We start from the raw sequence: 22,727 nt of genomic DNA, 5'->3' as shown, positions 1-22,727 counted from the left end.
CGACAGCCCGCGAGCCGTCCAGTTTCAGCGTGGAAGACCGAAGGGCTCGCGCCCTGTCGCTAACAAAACTCGTCCCTGACCCGTTTTCCATGGCTGCTGCCGTCACCCGGCATCCGGGCGGCGACCGTCGCAACACGCACGAACGTACCGGCATGAACATCTGTCACAAAACGCTGCCGGCGCGACCTCAAACGGCGATCTGAGTGTTGGCTCGTGAAGTCCACCGCCCGGCGTGACCGAAAACCCTCAACATCGGAATCGTTGCCCTCCCCACACGGGCATTCCGCCAGCCGCCGCCGATCGATGATCGATGATCGATGATCGATGATCGATGATCGCGCGCCGGATGCGTTCACTTGCCCCACATGAACAGAATCAACCTGATGTTTTCACTTCGTCAAGGATTGACGATGTGCGGTCGTGCGCCCACCGCGCCGGCTCACAAGAAGCAATGGAACGTGGACGTTTCGGCGCTCGCGCGATTTTCGTTCGTCGCGATCACCGTCTCCTGTGCCCCCATCGATCTCACCGCGCAGTCCTCCCCGGCGGCAGCTCATCCGGTCGTCTCAACGGCAGCGCAACCGGCTGCATCGGTGACGACGGATTCGGTGGCGGACGACCAGACGCTTCGACACGTCCATCAGCACATCGAAGCCGACGGGGTTCAATCAGCCGACGCCACCTTCGACCCCGGCTGGTGGCAACCCCTGGTTTCGCAACCGATCCGCCCGGAAGATTCGTCGGCGGGGCTGACCTTGGACGACACGTTGCTCCGTGCGTTGGAGCATTCCAGACAGATCCAAGTCTTTCGCGACTTGCCATTGATCCGCGAGACCACCATCATCGAGGCCGACGCCGCCTTCGACTGGACCGCGTTCACCGAGGCCCGCTGGGACGACACCACCGACCCGATCGGGAATTCACTGACCGCCGGTGGCGACGTCCAATTCTTCGAAGACCATCGCTTGAGCGCGCGGGCGGGTTTGCGTCGACGGACGCGGTCCGGTGCCGACTTGGAACTGTTTCAACGGCTCGGGTTCCAAGACAACAACTCCCAGTTCTTCGTGCCCGACCCGCAAGGCACGGCGCGGTTGAACTTGTCCTTCACGCAACCGCTGATGCGCGGCCGCGGACGCCAGTACAACGAAAGCCTGGTGGTGCTGGCCCAGATCGACAAGAACGTCGCCGAAGACGAAGTCCAACGCCAACTTCAATCCCACCTGCTGGAAGTCGCCAGATCCTACTGGGCATTGTTTCTCGAACGAGCGGTTTTGTACCAAAAAATCAACTCGTACATCCGCGGCAAAGACGTCTTTGACCGACTGAACCAACGACGCGAAGTCGACGCCCGGCTGACGCAGATCATCAGCGCAGAAGCGACGTTGAAATCACGCGCCAGCGAATTGGTCCGCGCCCGCGCCGCGGTCAAGAACGCCGAGTCACGACTCCGCTCGCTCGTCAACGACCCGTCCCTTTGCGACGTCGAGATCATCCCGATCGACATGCCGGTTTTCGAAAGCCTGCCGGTCGAGCTGGATGAATCGATCACCATCGCATTCCAAAAACGACCGGAACTGAAACAAGCGATCAAGAACATCAAAGCGGCTGCGGTTCGTTTACAAATGGCCAAGCACGAACTGTTGCCGGTGCTGGATCTGGTCACCAATTTCTACCTGAGCGGTTTGGAAGGCCAGGGGCAAGCCTTCGACGCTTGGGCGAATCAGTTTGACACCGGCCGACCCAGCTATGGATTTGGGCTGGAGTACGAACTCCCGATACTTAACCGCGCCGCCAACGCCCGACATCGACGCCGGCAATTAGAAATCCGGCAACTCCGCAATCAGTACGCGACCACATTGGAAACCGTCCGATTCGAAGTCGAAGTCGCCGCTCGTGAATGCAGGACTTCCCAGACCGAACTGTCGACCAAGCAGCACGCCATGCAGGCCCGCGCCGCCCAACTCAATGCGCTGACCAAACGTTGGCAGCAACTGCCCGGTGAAGACGTCACCGCCAGCTTGGCCCTGGAAAATCTGCTGATCGCTCAGGACGCACTGGCGGACGCCGAATTCGAGTACCTGCAGTCGCAACTGACCTTCAAGCTGTCGATTTTCAACTTCAAACGCGCGACCGGAACGTTGATGGAATCCCGACCGATCGAGGTCTGTCCAACCGACTTGGAAAACGTACCTGTCACGCAGACGCATCAACCCGAACCGGACTCGGACAAACCGCAACCAGAATCCGACACGCTACCGTCGTACATCAGCGAAATGCAAGCTACTGAACCGCGGACACCTGCCACCCGCCAAAACAACGCCGATCAAGTCGATCACGAACAACCTTGGTATCGAATCTCAGGCATGCGTTGAGGGGCGTCCCGCTGATTGAACAAACTGGCCCACGACGCTGACGTCGAAATGCCCGGCGACACGGCTGACATCTGTCGGGTCGGCGACAAAGACCCGCACGTCACGGCGATCCAATCGGTCCAAATCGACATCGCCGGCAAACCGCCATTCACGTTCCCGTGTCCAATCGTACGTCTTGCCGACGGATTGAAATCGGTACCGCTCGATTTCCGCGATCGTCTTTCGTTGCTCGGCACTGCCGTAGATCACCGGCCGGGCCCCCGCGGCGATCGCCGCCGACTTGCGGATCGCAATGCCATACGGCTCGTAATCCCAGCGGTGCAGATGCGGACGATAACTTCGCCGAGAAAGCAACCGCTCAAGCGACTCCTCGGAAAAACAAACCACCGGCCAGGACCGATCGCTCGCGACCGCCGATCCGACCACGCGACGCATGCGAACGATTCGCTGCAAGGAGTCCAACGGAGTGCGTTTGGCGATGGTTGCCAACGTGGTGTCGCCCAACAACAAACCGTCGCGGTGTTGTCGGTCGGTTTGCCCCGGCCAGGGACCTTGGCTGATCCGCGTGCAATGAACCAGCCACTGGCCTCGCGTCGTTGCCCATTGCGAGGATCGACACGCCGCCGCGAGACGACTCGTGGCACCGCACTCCGAATCGCGGCTCCCCTGACCGGACACACATTCGCTCACGCTCGGACGACAGTACCAGCCGACGGCACCACACCCCATCAAGTCTCGCGCCGCGCGTTGAGCGGACTTGTCGACCGAACCGTCGTGGACGGCGACGCGAACGGTGGGCCGATGCTCTTGATCTAGACGCAGTCGCAACGACCGTTCGACGTTGCCCTTGCGGCGGGTGAACACACAATCCACACGATCGGCCAAGGCGACGACGACCCAATCGCGACTGAGCGTTCGGTCGCCGCGAACCTCGATCCGCCGCTGTCGTCCCGCCGACCGATCCGACGTCACCGAATCATTGACGAACACACCGATCACCGGCACCGAAAAAAGATCCGCAGCGCGGACCGCCCAGGATTCGATCGCCGATCCCGCCGCGACCAACAACACCTGCCCGGCTTGCCGGGCCTCGATCATCGATCGGCTGATGTAACGACACACCTCGGCATGCAGCCGCGTCGACGTGCCGAGGTGGCTGGACGTCAGCGCCAGCCAGGTCCGCCCACGCAGCGCGTCCACACCGGCCGTCGCCGTCAGTTCGGCGTTGATTTCAAACCGCTGCAAACGCCGCTGTAAACGATCGTCAAGGGTTTCCATCATCCGCGTGACTCCCCCGCCGCGAGTGCTTCGTCAACGTTGAAACTGAGGGTGCAAAAAATCCGTGGGTTCGCGCTGCCATCCGTGGGCTCAGTGTCAGGTGCTTCGTTCCGCAAGTTACAGCCTGGCCTTTTACTGCGCCGTCCCCGTTTCCGTACCCCTGGAATCGGCCTGGCAAAATCTTATCGCGCGACACATCGATTTCGAGCACCGATTAAGCTAGGGAGCCATTTGAATCCCTTTTTTCACTGTTTGCCAACAGGCTGAAAATGCTATCAAACTTATTTCGGTGCAGCGTACGACTCTTGTTCGCTTGCATCGCACTGCTTCACGCCTCACTGTCGCTGGCCGCGGATCGGCCCAACGTCGTTTTGTTTATCGCCGATGACGTCAGTTGGAATGACTATGGATGTTATGGCAATCCTGCCGCCCGCACGCCGAACATCGACGCGCTCGCCGACGCTGGCATCCGTTTCGATCGTGCCTACTTGACCGCCAGCAGTTGCAGCCCCTCGCGCAGCAGCATCATCACGGGGCGTTACCCACACAACAATGGCAAGGCCGCGGAACTGCACCAGCCGATCTCGTCGCACTTGCCATGGTTTCCGGAAATCTTGAAACAGTCCGGGTACTACACGGCACTGTCGGGCAAGCACCACATGAAATCGACCGCGCCGGGCCAAGGCCAGTCGCCGCGGCCGGATGCGTTTGACCACGTCGATACGGGCAAGACGAAAGGGGACACGAGTGGTTCGGCGAATTGGTTGAGCGTGACGCGGCAGCGACCCAAAGACCAACCGTTCTTCTTTTGGTTTGCGTCCTATGACGCGCACCGCGGCTGGGACGCCGATCAACAATGGAAGCCGGACGAGTACGGACCGAAACACCGTCCCGAGGATGTGGTGGTGCCGCCGTTTTTGTCCGATGACCCCAAGACGCGTCAGGACCTGGCGTCGTACTACAACGAAGTCACCCGATTCGACGTTCGCATCGGCGTCGTCGTCGACGAGCTTCGTCGCCAAGGAGTATTGGACGACACACTGATCTACGTTTTGGCCGACAACGGGCGGCCGTTCCCACGCGCCAAAACCCGGCTGCACGATTCCGGAATGAAGACGGCTCTGGTGGCCCATTGGCCGAAGGGAATCAAGTGGACCGGCGCCAGCGATCAATTGGTCAGTGTGATCGACTTGGCGCCGACGGTGCTGTCCGCAACGGGCTGCCAGACCCCCGAGACGATGCAAGGTGCATCGATGTTGCCGTTGTTCGAACAAGCCTCGGCCTCGATTCGCCGGTATGCGTTTTCGGAACACAACTGGCACGATTACGAGGCGTTTGGCCGCAGCGTGCGCGACGGGGACCATTTGCTGATCTTCAACCAACGGCCCTACCTGGCATGGCAGGGTCCGGCGGACTCAGTCCGCAGCGATTCGCACCAACAACTACGTGCCCTCCGCGCGTCGGGCCAGTTGAGCGACGCCCAAGCCGACGTGTTCTTGACACCGCGCCCGAGCGTGGAACTGTACAACGTCAAGACCGACCCCCATCAGTTGAACAACTTGGCGGCGCAGCCTGCACACGCGGAAACCCAAACGCAGCTGTTGGCGGTGCTGGACGAGTGGATGGATGCGACCGGGGACAGCGTGCCGGAAAAACTTTCACCGGACACGTTCGATCGGGAAACCGGCAAACCGCTCGGCAAGGACTCGATCGATGCCGAGGGCGCGACGACGCCGGGGGAGGACCGTTCGGCCGACCGGATCAACGCGCCCGGCCCGATGTGAGCTAGACAACGGCCGACGCGACGACCAAGATGCTGGCATGATTCGTTCGTTCCGTCGCCATCTGCTGGATCGTTTCGTTTTGCGTCCGTCGCGAAACGAGTTGGTCTATGCGCCCAAGGAACGGGTGCTGGTGACCGTCGATCGTGTCACCGACGAGTATTTTGTTGAGTATCGCCGTTCGCGGGGCGATGGAACGACCGCCGAGTTGTCGCCCGATCATCAACCGCTGGACTTGATGATCCTGAAATTTCCCGGGACGGCGGGCCGTGCCGAGCGCGCGTCGGATTGGCCGTGCCGATTCCTTCCCGAATCGACGGTCAAGATTTGCACCTGGAACGCGCCCGGTTATGGCGCCACCAGCGGTCGCCCCACGCTGGCCAATATCGCCCGCCGCGCGTCGCGATTTTGGTCCCTGGTCACTTGCGGTTTGCCGGCCCGACGTCCACGGATTTGGTTGATCGGCAATTCGCTCGGTTGTGCGACGGCAACCTATGTGGCCTCACAAACAAACGTGCAGATCGAGGGGTTGATTCTGCGCAATCCGCCACCGCTGATCCAAACCGTCAAACGCGTCGCGCGACGTTATCCGTTGGGGCATCTGACCGACGCGATCGCCGAGAGCGTTCCGGCGGAGATGAATCTTTCGCTGACGGCGCCGCTGGCCCATGTCCCGACGGTGATGCTGCAATCCGAGCGGGATCAATTGGTTCCACCGTCCTTGCAAATGGAAGTGTTTGACGCGTTGCCGGGACCGAAACGGTTGGTGGTCATGGAGGGCTTAGACCACGACGGGATTGCAACGGACGAACACGAAAACGAAATCGGCCGGGCGATCGATTGGCTGTGGCAGCAGTCCAGTCGTTGACGCGTCAGCGTGACGAGAGCCCAGGCCAATACAGCATGTCAAGATTTCGGATGCGTCCCCCGGAGCGTCGTAACATGTTGATCACTTGGGCTCGGTGGTGTGTTCCGTGCAGCGCCAGGTGCAGTGCCGATTCGCCAACGCGAAATCCCGTCGGAGGTCCGTCGGGTTCGATCGTGACGACGTCCATCGCGACGGTCGAATCGACGCCGGCCAGGAACTCGTTGCGCTGCTTGGCGACTTTTGCCCAGGCCTTTCGGATCGCCACCAATGGTGTGTCAGGTGCGGATTGGGGAAACGCTTGCCGGCGGCCGTTCCAGTTCTCCAGCCACCAACGATCGGCATTCATCAGGTGCAGCAACGACTTCCGAATCGACCCGCATCCCATCTGAAAATCGCGATCAAGCGCGGCGACTTCGACGGTGTCACAGAAGGACAGGATTTCGGTGTTCGCCCAGTCCTGGTACTGGAACAGCCGTTCGATCAAGGCGGCATCGTAACGGGGATCCGGCGTCTGAATCGTCGCCACCTCCAACCCGAACGCTTGCAACTGCTGGACGGATTCGGGCGACTGCTCAACCGTCGTGGCCGCCAAACGATAAAAGATGTAATCCAGACCGGCGGGAACCGTGCGATCGAATTGTTTCAAGAAGTACAGGGCTTGGGCGCGATGGTGAACGCCATGGTTGGCGACGTGAAGCAGCAGATCAAAAAGCGAGTGCGTGAACTCGGTCTTCTTACTGTCCTGATACGTGATCGGTTCACGCCAGCGCGTGGCGCGATGAATTTCGATCAGCGACCGCCGCTGTGCGGCAACCTCCGCCAATCCGGCGGAAAACTCGTCCAACGACATGCCGTCGGGGTCGGTCGGAAACGGCCGCCACGGGGCTCCCGTCCAGCGCTCCATCCAGACTCGCTCGGCCGTCAACAGGTGAAACAGGGTGCCGCGTAGCGTGCCAAAACCGATTTCGCGTTTTGCGTCGAGTTGTGCATCACGCAGCCCCTCGCAGAGCGTGGCGATTTTCGCGTTGGCCCAGCGGTTGTAGGCAAACAGATCGTCAATCAATTCGTAGGCAGTCATTTCGCGGCGGTGGCAAAGTGATAAAAATCCGGCGTGATTGTCGGCACGCCTCGCCGCGTAACTTGACAACAGAATGCGCTGACGACCACCCGACTGAATGGATTCGCGATCTGGCGGATGATCACGCGATCATTTCGGCAGCTCGATCACCTCGCCGTCGCTGTCCCCCGAGAGAATCTGTTTGACCATCATCTGTGTCGGTCCGTCCCAGGTCGGCAGGGAACGAAATTGCTTCAACGCCGCGTCCAGATCACTGGCGCAAAACAGATCCAGCGCGGCTTCGTAATCGGCGATCAACGCATCGGTGACCTGGTGTGTCGCGATCGCCGCCTCTCCGATCAATTCCGAGATTTCCACCGGTGACGCGAACCCGGCGGGACGGACCTTGGCCAATCGGCGCAGTTTGAATTGGTGTTGCCCCGATGCCAACAACCCTGCCCGCGTCGCTTCGTCCAGGATGATCTCGGCCCCGAATCGCTTGGACATCGATTCCAGTCGACTGGAAAGATTCACGACGGGCCCGAACGCGGTCACCTTGACCTGGTCCTTGGTACCGATCTGGCCGGCGACGGCGCGACCGTGTGCCAACCCGATCCCACAACGGAATCCCAGGTCCGAATGATGGTATTCGGCTTGGATCGCCAACGCGGCGCTGGCCGCTTGGAGAACAGATTGCTCTTGTGCCAGCGGCCATCCCCAAAACCCCATCGCCGCATCCCCATGAAAGTCTCCGATCACGCCGTCATAACCGAGGATGTGCTTGGTCATCACTCCCAGCGCGTCGCTGACGTCGGACAACAACTGCAATAGGTTTTGCGAGTCTTGTTCGCTGCGTCGTGAAAACCCGCGGAGATCACAAAACATGACCGTCAAGTCGGCCTCGCGAGGTTTCAGCACCCTGGCGGTGTCGCCGCTGGCGAGCGCACGCATCACGACCGGCGCAAAAAAGTTACGCATCGCCGCCTGCCGACGCTGCAACTGTCGACTCTGTTGCAGACTGGCCATCGTGGTTCCGACCAGTTCGGCAAACTTGACGTCATCGTGAAGTTGCTCGGAAACGTCCACCGGCTTCCCCGAGCCGGTCACGCCGGCGTCGGGAAGTTTCCCCGTGATGTAGATCACCCAACCGCGACAGGCCTCGGTTCTCAGCGGGACGCAGTACGCCCAATCCACGTCTTCCCGCGCCGTGAAGGCACTGGTGGTGTACTGGGAATCTCCCCCGGCCCAAACGTTCAAGATGCTTTCCCGCTTTTCGATCGAACGCTTGACCAGTCGTCGGCTGATCGGTGAACCGCCCAGCGTCGCGCTGCGGTTGTCATAGTGCAACACTTCGATCGAGGCGTCCGGATCGGTCTTCAATTCCGCAGCGGACAAAATCGAAACGGCTTCGGCCGACGGCGTCGATTGCAGCAAGACACTCGTCACGCGGACGAGCAACTCTTGATCGCTGTCGCTGCTGGCAATCAAGTCCGGTAGCCGCGTCAGCACATCGATCCGTGCGTTGACATCGCGAAAGTGCTTGCGACGCAGCGCCACGTGGTCGAACACGTTTTCGGTGACGTCCATTCCATCGTCACCGGCCGGATCCCGAAGTCGCTCCGGCGAACGGCTGCTCGTCGCCGCCGCCAAAGTGAACGTCGTCTTGCCGATCACAAAGTGGTCCCCGGGAACCAACACAAAACGAACCGCGTGACGCCCCTGGTGATAGACCGGATTGCGGGCCGATGGGACAGCCATGATCTCGATTCGCTCATCGGCCTGCGGAATCAGTCGGACATGGGCACGCGAAATCATCGGATCCCAAGGCACATTCCAATCCGCATCGCTGCGACCGATCACCAAATCGTTACACGTCGCCGCATCGGGGATCTCCCGACGCCAGCGATGATAATTCTGCGGTCCCTGTGCAATCAAATCAGCCATGCGAGTAAGGTATCGGTTTGAGTTCCAAGTTCCAAGTTCCAAGTTCCAAGTTCCAAGTTCCAAGTTCCAAGTTCCAAGTTCCAAGTTCCAAGTTCCAAGTTCCAAGTTCCAAGTTCCAAGTTCCAAGTTGCTGATTTGAGATTTGAGATTTGAGGTAACGGCATTTTCCTGCCCCATTTCCCCGCCATCGCCCATCCCTCCCATGCACGACGACGAGACGTTGACCGCCTACCACGAAGCGGGCCATGCGGTCGTGGGCTATGTCCTGGGCGGGGAAATCGAATCGGTCGGGCTAGACGGTGAAGCCGACGATTGGCTGCCGGAACGGTTCGGTGACTGCCACGTCAATTGGGGACGTGTCGACGCGGACAGCGACTGGCAAGTTCAACGTGAAGTGCTGACCATTCTCGCCGGTCCGGTCGCCGAGATGATCTATCGCGGTGAAAAACGTCACCCCGCCACCTTCGGTCCTTGGCAACACGATTGGGCATGGGCTTGGCAACGTAGCGAATCATTGATCCGGGACCCGAGTCGGCGCACGAAACTTTTGGAAACGATCCTGGTGTGGTTGCACCACCACCTGAGCGACGATCTGTGCTGGGCGGCGATCGCCGCGGTCTCCGACGAATTGCTCGCGCACGAGTACCTCGACGGTGAACAACTGGCCGACACCCTGTCGTTTTGGATCCGAACCTGAACGCCGGAAACATGCCAAACCTCAAAAAGGTTTTGCCAAGCGGCGGACCGATCGCCTATAACGAAGGCCTCTTCGTGAGACGCTCGTCAGCCGTACTCGGTGAGGTTTGTTGCGATGCCGGCTTCTGATCCCATACATTTTCTGCCCTGCCCGAGACGCAGCACCGCGTCCCGCCACGCCTTTACCCTGGTCGAGCTGCTGGTGGTGATCGCGATCATCGGGATCTTGGTCGGCTTGCTGTTGCCCGCCGTCCAGGCGGCTCGCGAAGCCGCCCGCGTGGTGCAGTGCCAGAATCGGCTGAAACAAGTGGCCTTGGCGTGCCACAATTACGAATCGGCGTTCAAATCGTTACCGGGCTACGGGGGTGAGCGTCCCGGCTTTCTGATCACCCAGCGGGAGAATCGTTTTCGAACGAATCTGGGCGGGGGGACGTGGATCACACAGGTGTTGCTTTATCTGGAAGAACCACAGCTGGCGACAAAGATCCAACCGCTGGCTCGATCAATGGCCGTGACGCCGTCGGATCGGATTCAGTCGCTGGTCCGGGTTCCCGTCGAAACGTTGCATTGCCCCTCGCGCCGCGATGCCGAGCCGTACCCGCTGCTCGAACCGTACAGCCTTCGTTACGGCGACGCCGGGGCGCGCAACGATTACGCGATGAACGGCGGCTCGGCCGTCATCGATCACAGCGCCACCCCCAACAGCCGTGAAGCACCCGCGATCAAGTTGACCCACGACGGCATCTGGGTGCTCGGCCAGCGGACGCGGTTCAACACCATCTTCGACGGGCTGAGCAACACCTACCTGGTCGGCGAGAAGGCGATGGACCTGAACAAGTTGGAGACCGGAGACGGGTTCGGTGACCGCTCTCCGATCGCGGGCTACCACAATGTCCCCATCTCCTCCCATTCGTATGTCCGCTATGCGGCACGATCGCCCAAAATGGACTCGCGGGCCAATTGTTTGGAATGCCATGATTTCGGTGCCACGCACCATAGCGGTTGGAATGTGGCATTCGCCGACGGACGCGTCACGCTGATGGACTACAACTTGGATTTAGAGATTCATCGCGCTCAAGCGTCGGTCAACGGCCGCGAGATCATCCCGTACCATCATTGATCGGTTCGTGTATGCTGTGACGCAATCCAGTCCCGCCTTCGATCATCTTCCCACCGTCGACCGTCCATGCGTTTTGCGTCTTCGCGTCCTGCGTCTTCCTGCGTGACACTCGTTTGTCTTTTTGCCGTCAGCATCTTGCCGGCCCGATCCCAGAACCCCACGTCGTCCCAGGACCACCGGACCGACCCCGACTTCACCGTCCAGGGTGAATATTCCGGCGAAAACCGCAGCATGCAGGTCCTTGCGGTGGGCGAGGGTGAGTTCGAAATCATCGTCTACGACGTCGCACTCGATCGGATCACCGGCGCGGGCAACCCGCCACGCCGTTTGGACGGCGACGAAGACACGGTCGCGGACTTGGCCGAATCCTTGGAACTAAAACGCGTGGAGCGGACACCGCCTTCGCTCGGCGCCACGCCACCGCCGGACGCCATCGTCTTGTTCGATGGATCCCAGGAATCGCTGGCCCAATGGAACGGCGGAGTCCTGTCCGAGGAGGGGCTGCTGCAACAAGGCACCGAAACCAAACAGACGTTTCGCGACTACACACTGCACCTTGAATTCCGCACGCCTTGGATGCCCGAGGCCAGCGGCCAGGCACGCGGCAACAGCGGCGTGTACCACCAGGGACGCTACGAGACCCAGATTCTCGATTCGTTTGGCCTCTCCGGCGCGGCGAACGAAACGGGTGGCATTTACGGTGTGAAGGCCCCCGACTTCAACGCCTGTTTGCCGCCCATGCAATGGCAAACCTACGACGTCGATTTCACCGCCGCGCGGTACCAGGGGAAAACCAAAATCTCCGACGCGCGAATGACGGTTCGGCTCAACGGCATCACCGTGCAAAACGATGTCGCCGTTCCCAACAGCACCACCGCGGCAAAGTTCCGCGAAGGCCCCGACGACGGACCGATCGTGTTGCAGGACCACGGCAACCCGGTCCGGTTTCGCAACATCTGGTTGGTCCCACGCGACGCGGCTCGTGAAGCGACTCGGCCGATCGTTCCCGGCTTCGAACGGTTCTTCGCCGGCCGCGAGGATCCCCAAGGTCTCGGCGGCGAACTGTTGATCAGCACGCTCGGTTGCATCTCGTGCCACGAAGGTGCCGAAGGGGTGTTGCCGATCAAGAAAGGCCCCGTATTGTCGGACGTGCGCCAGCGACTGCGTCCCGATGCCCTGGTCGACATGACCGCCGATCCCCACAAGACGAAGACCGGGACGACGATGCCCGATCCCTGGTTGGGACTCAACGCCCAGCAACGTCACTCCGCCGCATCCTCGATTGCAAGTTACCTGTTGTTGGCCGACACGTCCTCGGATCTCACCGATCGCCCCGCCAAACCGAGCGCCGTCAAACGCGGCAAAACGCTTTATCACAGCGTCGGCTGCGTCGCCTGCCACGCCGCCTTTGACGGCACCAAGACGCCGATGGCCACGACCGTTCCGCTCGGTCAGCTCGATGTGAAGTACACCGTCGACTCACTTGCCAAACTGATCGCCCAGCCCCATGCCATCCGCAAAGGCGCCCGCATGCCTTCGTTGGTCGGCTCGATGGGCGACGCCTTCGCGATCGCCAGCTATCTCACCCGCAAGGTCACCGAGCGGGCAAACGATGCCAAGTTCCGTCGCCGAATTTACAAAGGCCAGTGGGAACGGCTGCCCGATTTTGACGCCTTGACTCCCGTCTCGGAAGATTTGGTTTCGGACCTGGAACTCAAACACGACGGCGATCCGTTGCACACCGCGATGGTGTTCGAGTCACAGATTCGGATCGCCGCGGCCGGTCCGTACCAGTTCTCGATCGCCAGCGACGACGGCTCGCGACTGATCATCGGCCCCCACCAACTCGATAACGATGGGATCCATCCGGTCGTGACCAAACGCGCCACCTTTGAACTGGCCGCGGGAACCTATCCCCTGCGAATCGAATGGTTCAACAATAGCGGAGGCGTCGGATTGGAAGCGTTTGTCGAGGACCCCTTGCTCGGCCGCGTACCACTTCGCGAAGTCATCACCGACGGCAAAGAAGACTCCGGTCCGTTGTTGGCCAGCGCGTTCCGCCCGGATCCGAACTCCGTCGAAACGGGCCGACAACTGTTCCAGTCGGTCGGATGCGCCTCGTGCCATGAATTTCAATCGACACGTCCCGCTGCCAGCCGAGCCCCAAAACTGGCCGACGTTCGAACGGACCGTGGATGCCTCGCCAACTCGGTCTCCAGACCCGCGGTCGATTTCCACCTGTCACCGCGGCAACGGCTGGCGATCCAGCACGCGATCGGGCTGCGAAAGAAGGTTCAATCAGCGGCCTATTCGATCACCGACGCCGACCTCGTGCATTTGACGATGGCCGGGCTGAACTGTTACGCCTGTCATCAACGCGGTGAGTTCGGTGGTCCCGAAGTCGCACGCGATGCGTCGTTCCAAACCACGACGGCCGAAATGGGCTGGGAGAGTCGCTTGCCGCCGCCGCTCGATGGAGTCGGCGACAAGTTGACGTCGGACTACCTGACCGATCTGTTTGCCGCCGGAGCCAACGAACGCTCCTACATGCTGACCCGCATGCCAGGCTTCGGCGCAGGCAACTTGGATCTGCTGCACCAGAGTCTGGTGCGATTGGATCGACAGGACTCCGGCGACACCGACCTCGCGCCGTCTGAGTCGGCGGGCCATGCCAAGATCAACAACGGACGGAAACTCGTCGGAGCCACCGGACTTTCCTGCATCAAGTGCCACGCTTACAACGACGTCAAAGGCGGCGGGATCGGTGTGATCGATCTGTTGGCGATGCCCAAACGCCTGCGAGCCGATTGGTTCAACCGCTACCTGCAAGACCCGACGAAGTACCGGCCGGGCACGCGGATGCCCAACAGTTTTCCCGAAGGCAAGAGTTCGTTCACCAGTCTGTACGACGGTGATCCGGACAAACAAGTCGCCGCAATGTGGTCCTATTTGGCCGCCGGGACATCCGCCAAAGAACCGACCGGACTGAGGGTCGGCGCGATCCTGTTGGCGGCCAGTGAACGCCCGCGGATTTATCGCAATTTTTTCGAAGGCGTGTCCGGTCGCGGCATCGCCGTCGGTTTTCCCGGCGAAGTCAACTTGATCTGGGACGCCGAACGCATGGGATTGAATTCGGTTTGGAAGCACGAGTTCATCGATGCGGCTCGGCACTGGACCGGACGCGGACAGGGCCGCACCACCCCGGCCGGCGACTCGATCAATCCACTCGAACCCTGGACACCGTTGGCACGCGGTGATTCGATCGACATGACCTGGCCCGATGAATCGGGTCGCGAACTCGGCTATCGGTTCGGCGGCTACCGACTCGATGAAGGCGGCAACCCGACGTTCCTGTATTCCATCGACGACGCCCAAGTGACCGATTCGATTCGACCACTCGGCCCCGGCGGATTCGAGCGACAACTGACCATCACGCGTTCCGCCGACGATCGGTCACGGGGATGGATCTGGCGGATCGCCCAGGCGGCCACGATTGAGACCACCGGCGACGACCTGTACCGGGTTGGGCCGCTCAAACTGTCCATCGACGGTGCCGAGTGCCAGATCGTTACGGTCGACGGCCGTAGCGAATTACGCGCCCCGTTGCCGGCGAAAAACACCGTCACCGTCACGCAGATCATCCAGTGGTAAAACGCCCCGCCTTCAACCCACCCCTCACCAACCGACCCGTTCTCTCCATGAAGTTTCTTCTTCCACTGGCCATTGCCGCGTTGCTTTCGGTGACGACGATTGCGTCGGCACAATCGGCCAAAGAATCCGACTACTACACCATCACGACCTTCGAGACCCCGATCGGTGAAGTCATCGAGGCTTGCGGTTTTCAGTTGATGCCGGACGGTTCGATGGCGGTTTGCAGCCGACGCGGCGACATCTTTCGGATCGCCGATCCGCTCGCGGAAACGGTCGGCCCCGATCAGTTTTCGTTTTTCGCGCGCGGGTTGCACGAACCGCTCAGCCTGGCCTGGCGCGAGGGCTGGTTGTACGCGACCCAGCGCTGTGAAGTCACTCGGATGCGCGATGAAAACGGCGACGGCGCGGCGGACGTTTTTGAAACCGTCGCCGACGGCTGGGGCGTGTCCACCGATTATCACGAGTACGCCTTCGGATCCAAATTTGACAAAGACGGCAACATGGCCGTCACGCTGTGTCTGACCGGATCGTTCAACAGTGACGTTCCCTTTCGCGGCTGGGCGATGAAGATCACGCCCGACGGGGAAACAGTGCCGATGACCAGCGGCGTGCGTTCACCGGCCGGTATCGCCGCCGATGCCCAAGGACGCTGGTACTACACCGACAACCAGGGTCCGTGGAATGGAACCTGTGCGCTGAAACCGCTGCGGCAAGGAAAATTCGTCGGACACCCCGGTGGATTCAAATGGTACGCCGATGCCGAATCGACGATGGGGCCGAAGCCGGTCGAACCGGAGAGCGGTTCGCGACTGCACATCGAAGCCGATCGGATCCCCGAATTGGACATGCCGACGGTTCTGTTTCCGTACAACAAGATGGGAAAAAGCGCCTCGGGCATCGCCTGCGACACCACCGGCGGCAAGTTCGGCCCGTTTCAAAACCAGCTGTTCGTCGCCGACCAATCGGCCAGCACCATCATGCGGGTGTTCTTGGAAGAAGTCGACGGACACGTGCAAGGCGTTTGCTTTCCGTTTCGTTCCGGGTTCGCGTCGGGGAACGTGGGAGTCGAAATGACGCCCAATGGTTCGCTGTTTGTGGGCGGCACGAACCGCGGTTGGGGATCGGTCGGCACGCGGCCGTTTGCCATCGAGCGGTTGGACTGGACGGGCAAGACGCCCTTTGAAATCCTCGCCATCCGCTTACAACCCGACGGCTTTGAACTCGAATTCACCGAGCCGGTGGACCCCGATTCGGTGACCGACCCGGCGACCTATCAACTGCAAACCTACACGTACGAGTATCGCTCGCAGTACGGCAGTCCCGAAGTCGACCACACGCAACCGACGATTCGATCGGCGACCGCTTCCGAAGACCGCATGAAAGTGCGGCTGGTCGTCGCTGGCCTGCAACGGGGACACGTCCACGAGTTCCTGTGCGACAAGATCAAGAACGCCGCGGGACAACCGCTCCTGCATCCCCAGGCGTATTACACCGCCAGCTACTTGGTGAAGTAGCATTGCGATCCCAGCACGTGGCGTCAGCCCAATGCCAGCTACTTTGGCTCTAAGGTTGTTAGCGGAACGGCGCGAGCCGTCCGGTGGCGTTTCAAAAACACCGTGAAAGACCGGAGGGCTCGCGCCCTACCGCTAACAAAAAACACCCCGCTTGGCGTCCCAGTCGATGGCATTGGCCGTCAGCCAGTGGCGCGTGACCGAAACACCTACGCGCCCCGCTCACGCGTCCCGCTGGCAGTCGTCACTCGTTTTTTTCGATCGACTCGATCGCAAGTTTCAATTGGCGTCGCGCCCGGCTGAGGCGACTGCGGACGGTCCCGATCGAGATCTCCAGGATTTCGGCGATCTCTTCGTAGGCAAACTCATCCATCTCGCGGAGCACCAAGATCTTTCGATGCTCTTCGGTCAAGGTATCGATCGCGCGGCGGACCAGGGACACGCGTTCGTCACGCAACATCGGCTCGTCGACGCCTTCGTCATCGCCGCCCATTTCCATCCCGTTGTCTTCACGAAGCTGATCGAGCGAGACGCGGGCTTTCTTTTTTCGCCGCAGCGTCAGCGCGCTGTTGAACGCGATCCGATAGACCCATGTGAAGAACTGACTATTGCGTTGGAACGTGTCCAGCTTGACGAACGCGCGAATGAAAGCTTCTTGCGACGCTTCTTCGGCCTCTTCGGGCGAACCGGTCACTTGCAACATCGAGGCGAACAAACGGTCTTGGTTCTGACGCACCAATTCGGCAAACGCCGAACGGTCACCTGCGAGTGCCCGATCGATCAGTTCGGACTCTTCAAATTCTCGCTGAACGCCCAATCGGCCGATTCCACTTTTCGTTGCTGCTAAACCCAGGATCGTGGGGTCGCTGACGACAAACGACCCTGCCGAATTGTAAACGCCCGGACCGTGCCTGTGATCCGCCCCCCCGACGGGAATTGCTTTTCCGCAGGCCCCGCCGCCAATCACGCGGCAAGCTGACCGATCGACCAGCGAAGATTGTCATTTCACCAAAATCGGTGAATCGTCAAGAACGAGCCACTGGGATCACTTCGTTTCGGCTTCTTGACGGGTCAGGACTCCATCGCCATCGGCGTCCAACTCCTCAAAGACCTTGTGAAGATTTCGCGGCGTCTGTGCCTTGGTCAGCTTGCCATCCTTGTCGCGGTCGATCCGATCAAACGTCGCCAAACGAACGGCGCGCTCGACCGCGGCACGACGAAGTTCGGCCTGCGTGGGGCCAGAAGCCTCGCCGTCGCGCGGGACGGACAGATGATAATAGCCGATCATCATCTCGTCCCACGTCTGATCCCCCCACGTCACCGTCTTCGTCGGATCGGGATTGTTCAGGTTGTCTTCACTGTTATCAAACACCGCGTGGCAGAGCATCCGGTCGCCTTCCTTCAGCGGCAAGGGCTGCTCGAGCACATAGGTGGTTTGCCAGTTGAAATCGTATTGCGGGATCGACAGCACACGCTCGCCGCTGGATTCAATCGTGTACTCAAACGATTTGCCGCGGACATGCATGTGCGGACTCATGCTCAACAATTTCGCGCCGGCGGGAAACTTGAGACTTGAGGCGGCGACCGGATGATCGGCCTTTCCCGGCGGAATCGCAAACCTGGTCTGGACCGCACTGGTCGTCACGATCTCGTGCGTGACCGAGGCGTCATCGACGATACAAATTCCCAATTCACTTTGATCGATCGCCACCGTTCCGATCGGCGTGTAATGCACCTGAAAGATCAATTCGCTGCCGGCGGGAAGGCGTTTGGCGTGACCGGCCGGCCAGGGTTCGACGCGGGCGCCGGGAACATAACCGACCAAAAATCCTCGCGCGCCATCCAGGCCGCCGCGTTGTCCTTTGGGGACAGCAAACGCAAGGATATGATGAACAACGCTGCGGTTGCCCGGCTTCAATTCAGCCGCTTCGATCCAAACGTCACGATCCAGTTTCGGATCGGCGCGAAAGTACTGGTAACGCACGGCGCCTTCGGCGGGCACCTCGAACGGTTCAGGGCTGACGTGAAAAACCAAGTCAGGCTCGCGTGGCAACTGCCAACCGGCCACCTTTGCCGGCGGCACCGGCAGATCACTCAAGTCCCCGGCCGGCGCACCGGCCTCGGCCCAATCATAGAGCAGCTGTTTTTCTTCGTCGCTCATCAGCCTGGCGTTGGCAAAGTGACCGTAGTCGGGGTCCGCGTGCCAGGGCGGCATCCGTTGATCACGTACGACTTCGGCAATCATGTCCGCCCAGCCGGCGACCTCTTCGTAGTCGGTCAACGCGAACGGAGCGATCTCGCCCTCGCGATGACACTCGACACAGTGGCGATTCAGGATCGCCGCGACCTGACCGCCATAGGTCACCGACGCATCGCTGGGCACCGTCTTCTTTCGGCCGATGATGCAACCCACCGCCTCGGTTCGGGGAACCGAAACCGGTTCCCCGGCAATCAACTCATCGAGCGCCGCACGCAGATCGTGGCGACGCGGCTCGTCACGGACATAGCCGATGCCATATTGGTCATCGACACGGCCGCGATAGAGAAGCCGTCGCTTGGCATCAAACACAAACACCTCCGGCGTCCGTTTGGCGGCGAGTTGGTCGGCCAAACGCCCGCCGGCGTCTTTAACGATCGGAAAGGTCAGGTTTTGTCGCTGGGCGAACGAACCGATATCCAGCAGGGAATCGTGCCGGTTGCTCATCACGCCGATGATCCGAACGCCGGCACCAGACAGCTCATCGTGCATCGATTGCAAACGCACGGCGTAGAGCTTGGCCAACGGACATTCGGTGCCGAGAAACGCGACGACCAGGATGGAATCGGACTGAAAATCATCCAGCTGCCACCGCCGGCCGCGATAGTCGTCCAGATCGATGCGAGTCAGTTGCGTGCCGAACGCCGAAGCGGCAACGGGCTCGTCAGCCGCCGCCGGTGCGATCCACGATCCGACCAACAGGCCGAAACACGAGGCGGCCGACACGATCAGGTTTACATTCGGTTGACGTTGCTGCATCTTCATTCTGAAATGGCGGTTCAAGGGGGGGATAGGGGAAGTCGGTCGTGGTGGCGTGAGCCCAATGCCACCGACTTTGGCACTAAAGGAGATAGCGGAACGGCGCAAGCGGCCTGTCGATTGAGTCGATGTTCCGAAATCAACGTGATCATGCCAGCCCGACGCATGAGCGAGGGGCGCCGCGTGGCCCCTTGCTAACGCGTGCGGGCTTAAATCGACAGGCCGCAAGCCGTCCGGTTTCAGCCTGAAAACACCGTGAAAGACCGGAGGGCTCGCGCCCTGCCGCTAACAAAAAACACCCCGATTGGTGTCTAAGTAAGTTGCATTGGGCGTGAGCCTCGCGGCAAACGGCTGACAGCTCTCTGGTTAGAATACCGGTCAGGACACCATTAGGTTTCATTCTTTTTGTCCGAAACCTCCAACTCGCATCATGCTCGCAGAGTCGCTCTCCCAATTATTGGACGTGTCGTTGGAAGTGGTCGATCAGCGGTCGCTCGGTGGCGGATGCATCAGCGAGGTGTCGGTCGTGACGATTCGCGGTGACAATCTGAAATCTTGGAACAAATCCCCCGATCACGGCCCGATCGAACCACCGACTCGGCTTGTGATCAAACAGAATTCGGCGGACATGGTTTCGAATTTTCGCTGTGAATTCCGTGGATTGCAGGCATTAGCCGAAGCCGACGTGATCCGCGTCCCCCAGGTGCTGGCCGTCGATGTCGTCGGCGATCAAGCGTTTTTGGCAATCGAATACATCCCCATCGATCCATCGGGATCGTCGCCGCAACGGTTTTCCGATTTCGGGCGACAATTGGCCAAACTGCATCGAGCCACCGCGGGCGAGCATTTCGGTTGGACCGAAGACAACTACCTCGGGTCGGCGAAGCAGCCCAACGGGGCCTGTGACTCGTGGGCGGAGTTTTTCGCCACCCGACGAATCGGTTTCCAGATCAAATGGGCCACCGACCAGGGCCTCGCCGATTCGCGTTTGAAATCCGACTGCGAACGGATCATCGCCCAGATGGACGACCTGTTGGCCGGTCGCGGCGACGAAACCTCGCTGCTACACGGTGACCTGTGGAGCGGGAACTACCTATTCGACGACGCGGGACAACCGGTGTTGATCGACCCGGCCGTGTACCGCGGATGCCGCGAGGCCGAGTGGGGCATGATCAAGTGGTTTGGCAACTGCCCTGGCGAATTCGAACAGGCGTACCAAGACGAGTGGCCGATGGCGGACGGTTGGCGACGGCGTGTGGCGATCTACATGCTGTACCACCAGCTGAACCATTTGAATTTGTTCGGGTCGTCTTACGCGAGTGCCTGCCGCCGAACGGCAGCAGAGGTTCTAAGGTAAGAAAATTTTGGAGGTAGGAAAATTGTTTCTGATCCTTGGAGGCAAAATGCACTCATCTTCCTACCCCCAAAATCTTCCTACCCCCATTCCCCATCATCCACTCAACGATGCGTTCGGATCGCCGTTTCGACTTCGGCGGGATCGACGTCACCGACCAATTCGACGTGTCCGATCTTGGTCGGCAGAATGAACCGCAACTTGCCGTGGGCAACTTTCTTGTCGCGCATCATCACCGGCAGCATGGCTGCGACGTCGGCTGCGGGAAAGGTGATCGGCAACTGGCAGGCCTGCAAGAGCTGCGTTTGGCGTTCCAGCACGCCGGGCTCGCAGAGGTTCAACTGGATCGCCAGCGACGCGGCCATTTGCATTCCGATCGAGACGGCTTCTCCGTGCAGTAAGGTCCCGTAGCCGGCGGTGGCCTCGATGGCGTGGGCGAACGTGTGTCCGTAATTCAAGATCGCCCGTCGGCCGCTGGTTTCGCGTTCGTCTTCGCCGACCACACGTGCCTTGGACAGACAACTCTGCTGAATCGCATACCGCAAGACATCGGGGTCACGATCGACCAGCGCCGCCGCGTTGGATTCCAGATAATCAAAAAACGCGGCGTCATCGATCACGCCGTACTTGATGACCTCGGCCAATCCGCTCAGGTAGCTGCGGTCGGGCAGGGTCTTCATCGCCAGCGTGTCGATCCAAACCAGCTCGGGTTGCCAGAACGCGCCGACCATGTTCTTTGCCCCCGACAGGTTGATCCCCGTCTTGCCGCCGACGCTGCTGTCGACCATCGCCAACAAGGTCGTGGGGACTTGCACGAAACGGATGCCACGGGCGAACGAGGCGGCGACGAATCCGGCCAGATCTCCGATCACTCCGCCGCCGACGGCGATCACCACACTGCGTCGGTCCGCGCCCCGCTCGAGCATCCAATCCAGCAGTTGCTCGTACTGGGCGATCGATTTACTGGGCTCGCCGGAGGCCACCGACGCCACGTCCACACGGAGGGTATCACTGCGGATTTGGGAGGCCAAAGCCACCGCCCAGGGCTCGACGGCGGCATCGTGGATCAGCAGCGCGTGGCTGGTGTCACCGAGTGTTTTTTCAAACGCCGCGGCAATCCGCCCGGTTGCCCCTGTGGAAATGTGAATTGGATAACTACGATCACCCAAGTCGACTAAAACGGTGCTTTCACCCTGATCGGTGGCAAGGTCTGAATTCATTGTGTTGTCATCCAAGTGGACTCGGCGAGCGATTCGATTTCGATCTCCCCATCATTTTCCGGCAGTTTAACCGATGACCTCTCCAACCGACGACCATAGCGACCGACACGCCGACAAGTTCAACGACCCCCGTGTCGAGTTCACGCGGCGGGGGATCCTGCTCGGCATCGGTGTCTTGCTGTTCGGGATCGGGGGGGCCGCACTGAGCATTTGGGCACGGCGGACACGGCTGGAGCAGAGCACACAGTTCTGGGGGCCCGAGGTGATCGAGGCGTTTCAACTGGCCGCCGAAATCCATCTGATTTCGCAGCCCGATCAGCCGGCGTCGGAGGTTGAACCGCTGCGTTTGACCGGCATGCCCGGGCTCGGACATCTCCGACACCTGCTGCTCGATGACCGCAGCTACGTTTGGGATTCCGTGCGGCAGGAACCGGTCCGGTCGCGTCTGGCCGAGTCGTCGTGCATGACGCTGTGGTTCTCCGACCCCGAGGCGAAACGGTTTCCCGATGCCAAGGTCATCATCGATTTGGACCAGGGCTGGATCGGAAAACAAGACGGAAATCGGCAAGTTCGACTCGCCGAACGGTTTCGCAATGCGCTGCCGGCCTTCCTGAAACGGATCGCCGACTTCGAGCCGTTGCGGGTGGAGATGCGAGAAAACAAAACCGCTGAGGCCCCGTAGCCCCCCGAACTAGCCGACCCAACCATTTCAGCCCATTCATGGGGTACGAACCGACCGTGGGTACAATCTCGCGGCGATTGCGTTCGCAGAATGTGGAGATCCGTTGCGCCGGATTATCCCTCTTTCGCTTATACTTAAGGGCAGACAGCCGGCGATTTCTGGCCGCCGTGAACCCCG

At 60.5% G+C, this 22,727-nt stretch carries 15 protein-coding genes; 9 read left to right on the top strand and 6 right to left on the bottom strand.

Annotation, left to right across the window (positions count from 1 at the left end; translation table 11 throughout):
• Positions 1-365: 365 nt before the first annotated feature.
• Complete coding sequence (locus NZK35_RS06115) at positions 366-2,372, top strand: TolC family protein (RefSeq protein ID WP_259631709.1); 2,007 nt, start codon at positions 366-368, stop codon at positions 2,370-2,372.
• Here the strand turns inward: NZK35_RS06115 and NZK35_RS06110 are convergent.
• A complete protein-coding gene (locus tag NZK35_RS06110) occupies positions 2,358-3,653 on the bottom strand; it encodes a hypothetical protein (RefSeq protein WP_259631708.1) in 1,296 nt (431 codons plus the stop codon). The two genes, NZK35_RS06115 and NZK35_RS06110, sit on opposite strands and share 15 nt — an antisense overlap.
• Positions 3,654-3,955: 302 nt before the next feature.
• Here NZK35_RS06110 and NZK35_RS06105 point away from each other — a divergent pair, with 302 nt between their 5' ends.
• Complete coding sequence (locus tag NZK35_RS06105; protein ID WP_259631707.1) at positions 3,956-5,434, top strand: sulfatase family protein; 1,479 nt, start codon at positions 3,956-3,958, stop codon at positions 5,432-5,434.
• 37 nt (positions 5,435-5,471) lie between these two features.
• A complete protein-coding gene (locus NZK35_RS06100) occupies positions 5,472-6,299 on the top strand; it encodes an alpha/beta hydrolase (RefSeq protein ID WP_259631706.1) in 828 nt (275 codons plus the stop codon).
• Between the two features lie 4 nt (positions 6,300-6,303).
• Here the strand turns inward: NZK35_RS06100 and NZK35_RS06095 are convergent, their stop codons facing one another.
• Both NZK35_RS06095 and NZK35_RS06090 read right to left on the bottom strand, forming a co-directional pair.
• Positions 6,304-7,377, bottom strand: a complete 1,074-nt coding sequence (locus tag NZK35_RS06095) for a DinB family protein (RefSeq protein ID WP_259631705.1) — start codon at positions 7,375-7,377, stop codon at positions 6,304-6,306.
• Between the two features lie 129 nt (positions 7,378-7,506).
• Positions 7,507-9,300: an adenylate/guanylate cyclase domain-containing protein gene (locus NZK35_RS06090; protein WP_259631704.1), complete on the bottom strand. Its 1,794-nt coding sequence runs from the start codon at positions 9,298-9,300 to the stop codon at positions 7,507-7,509.
• A 202-nt stretch (positions 9,301-9,502) separates the two neighbouring features.
• Here NZK35_RS06090 and NZK35_RS06085 point away from each other — a divergent pair, with 202 nt between their 5' ends.
• The 4 genes from NZK35_RS06085 to NZK35_RS06070 all read left to right on the top strand — a co-directional run bounded on the left by NZK35_RS06085 (position 9,503) and on the right by NZK35_RS06070 (position 16,281).
• The gene (locus tag NZK35_RS06085) at positions 9,503-9,997 is read left to right on the top strand and encodes a cell division protein FtsH (RefSeq protein ID WP_259631703.1); all 495 of its coding nucleotides are present in this window, start codon (positions 9,503-9,505) and stop codon (positions 9,995-9,997) included.
• 114 nt (positions 9,998-10,111) lie between these two features.
• Positions 10,112-11,116 (top strand): DUF1559 family PulG-like putative transporter, encoded by a 1,005-nt coding sequence (locus NZK35_RS06080; protein WP_259631702.1) that lies wholly within the window; start codon positions 10,112-10,114, stop codon positions 11,114-11,116.
• 66 nt (positions 11,117-11,182) lie between these two features.
• Positions 11,183-14,767, top strand: coding sequence for a family 16 glycoside hydrolase (locus NZK35_RS06075; RefSeq protein ID WP_259631701.1), 3,585 nt, complete (start codon positions 11,183-11,185; stop codon positions 14,765-14,767).
• Positions 14,768-14,814: 47 nt separating this feature from the next.
• Positions 14,815-16,281 (top strand): DUF7133 domain-containing protein, encoded by a 1,467-nt coding sequence (locus tag NZK35_RS06070; RefSeq protein WP_259631700.1) that lies wholly within the window; start codon positions 14,815-14,817, stop codon positions 16,279-16,281.
• 241 nt (positions 16,282-16,522) lie between these two features.
• On the opposite strand, the gene NZK35_RS06065 is transcribed toward NZK35_RS06070, so the two are convergent.
• Entirely contained in the window at positions 16,523-17,095 is a 573-nt protein-coding gene (locus tag NZK35_RS06065; protein WP_259631699.1) for an RNA polymerase sigma factor, read from the bottom strand.
• 228 nt (positions 17,096-17,323) lie between these two features.
• Positions 17,324-19,294, bottom strand: coding sequence for a redoxin domain-containing protein (locus NZK35_RS06060; RefSeq protein ID WP_259631698.1), 1,971 nt, complete (start codon positions 19,292-19,294; stop codon positions 17,324-17,326).
• Between the two features lie 430 nt (positions 19,295-19,724).
• Between NZK35_RS06060 and NZK35_RS06055 the strand changes: the two genes are divergently transcribed.
• Positions 19,725-20,651: a fructosamine kinase family protein gene (locus NZK35_RS06055; protein WP_259631697.1), complete on the top strand. Its 927-nt coding sequence runs from the start codon at positions 19,725-19,727 to the stop codon at positions 20,649-20,651.
• A gap of 101 nt (positions 20,652-20,752) precedes the next feature.
• On the opposite strand, the gene aroB is transcribed toward NZK35_RS06055, so the two are convergent.
• Positions 20,753-21,868: a 3-dehydroquinate synthase gene (aroB, locus tag NZK35_RS06050; RefSeq protein WP_259631696.1), complete on the bottom strand. Its 1,116-nt coding sequence runs from the start codon at positions 21,866-21,868 to the stop codon at positions 20,753-20,755.
• A 73-nt stretch (positions 21,869-21,941) separates the two neighbouring features.
• On the opposite strand from aroB, the gene NZK35_RS06045 reads away from it, so the two are divergent.
• Positions 21,942-22,550, top strand: coding sequence for a hypothetical protein (locus NZK35_RS06045; RefSeq protein WP_259631695.1), 609 nt, complete (start codon positions 21,942-21,944; stop codon positions 22,548-22,550).
• Positions 22,551-22,727: the final 177 nt, after the last annotated feature.

This window comes from Stieleria sedimenti (assembly GCF_025060895.1).
In the GTDB taxonomy this organism is placed as follows: Bacteria; Planctomycetota; Planctomycetia; order Pirellulales; family Pirellulaceae; genus Stieleria; species Stieleria sedimenti.
Note: the sequence above shows the minus strand (reverse complement) of the source record. Positions and strands in the feature narration are given on the sequence as shown.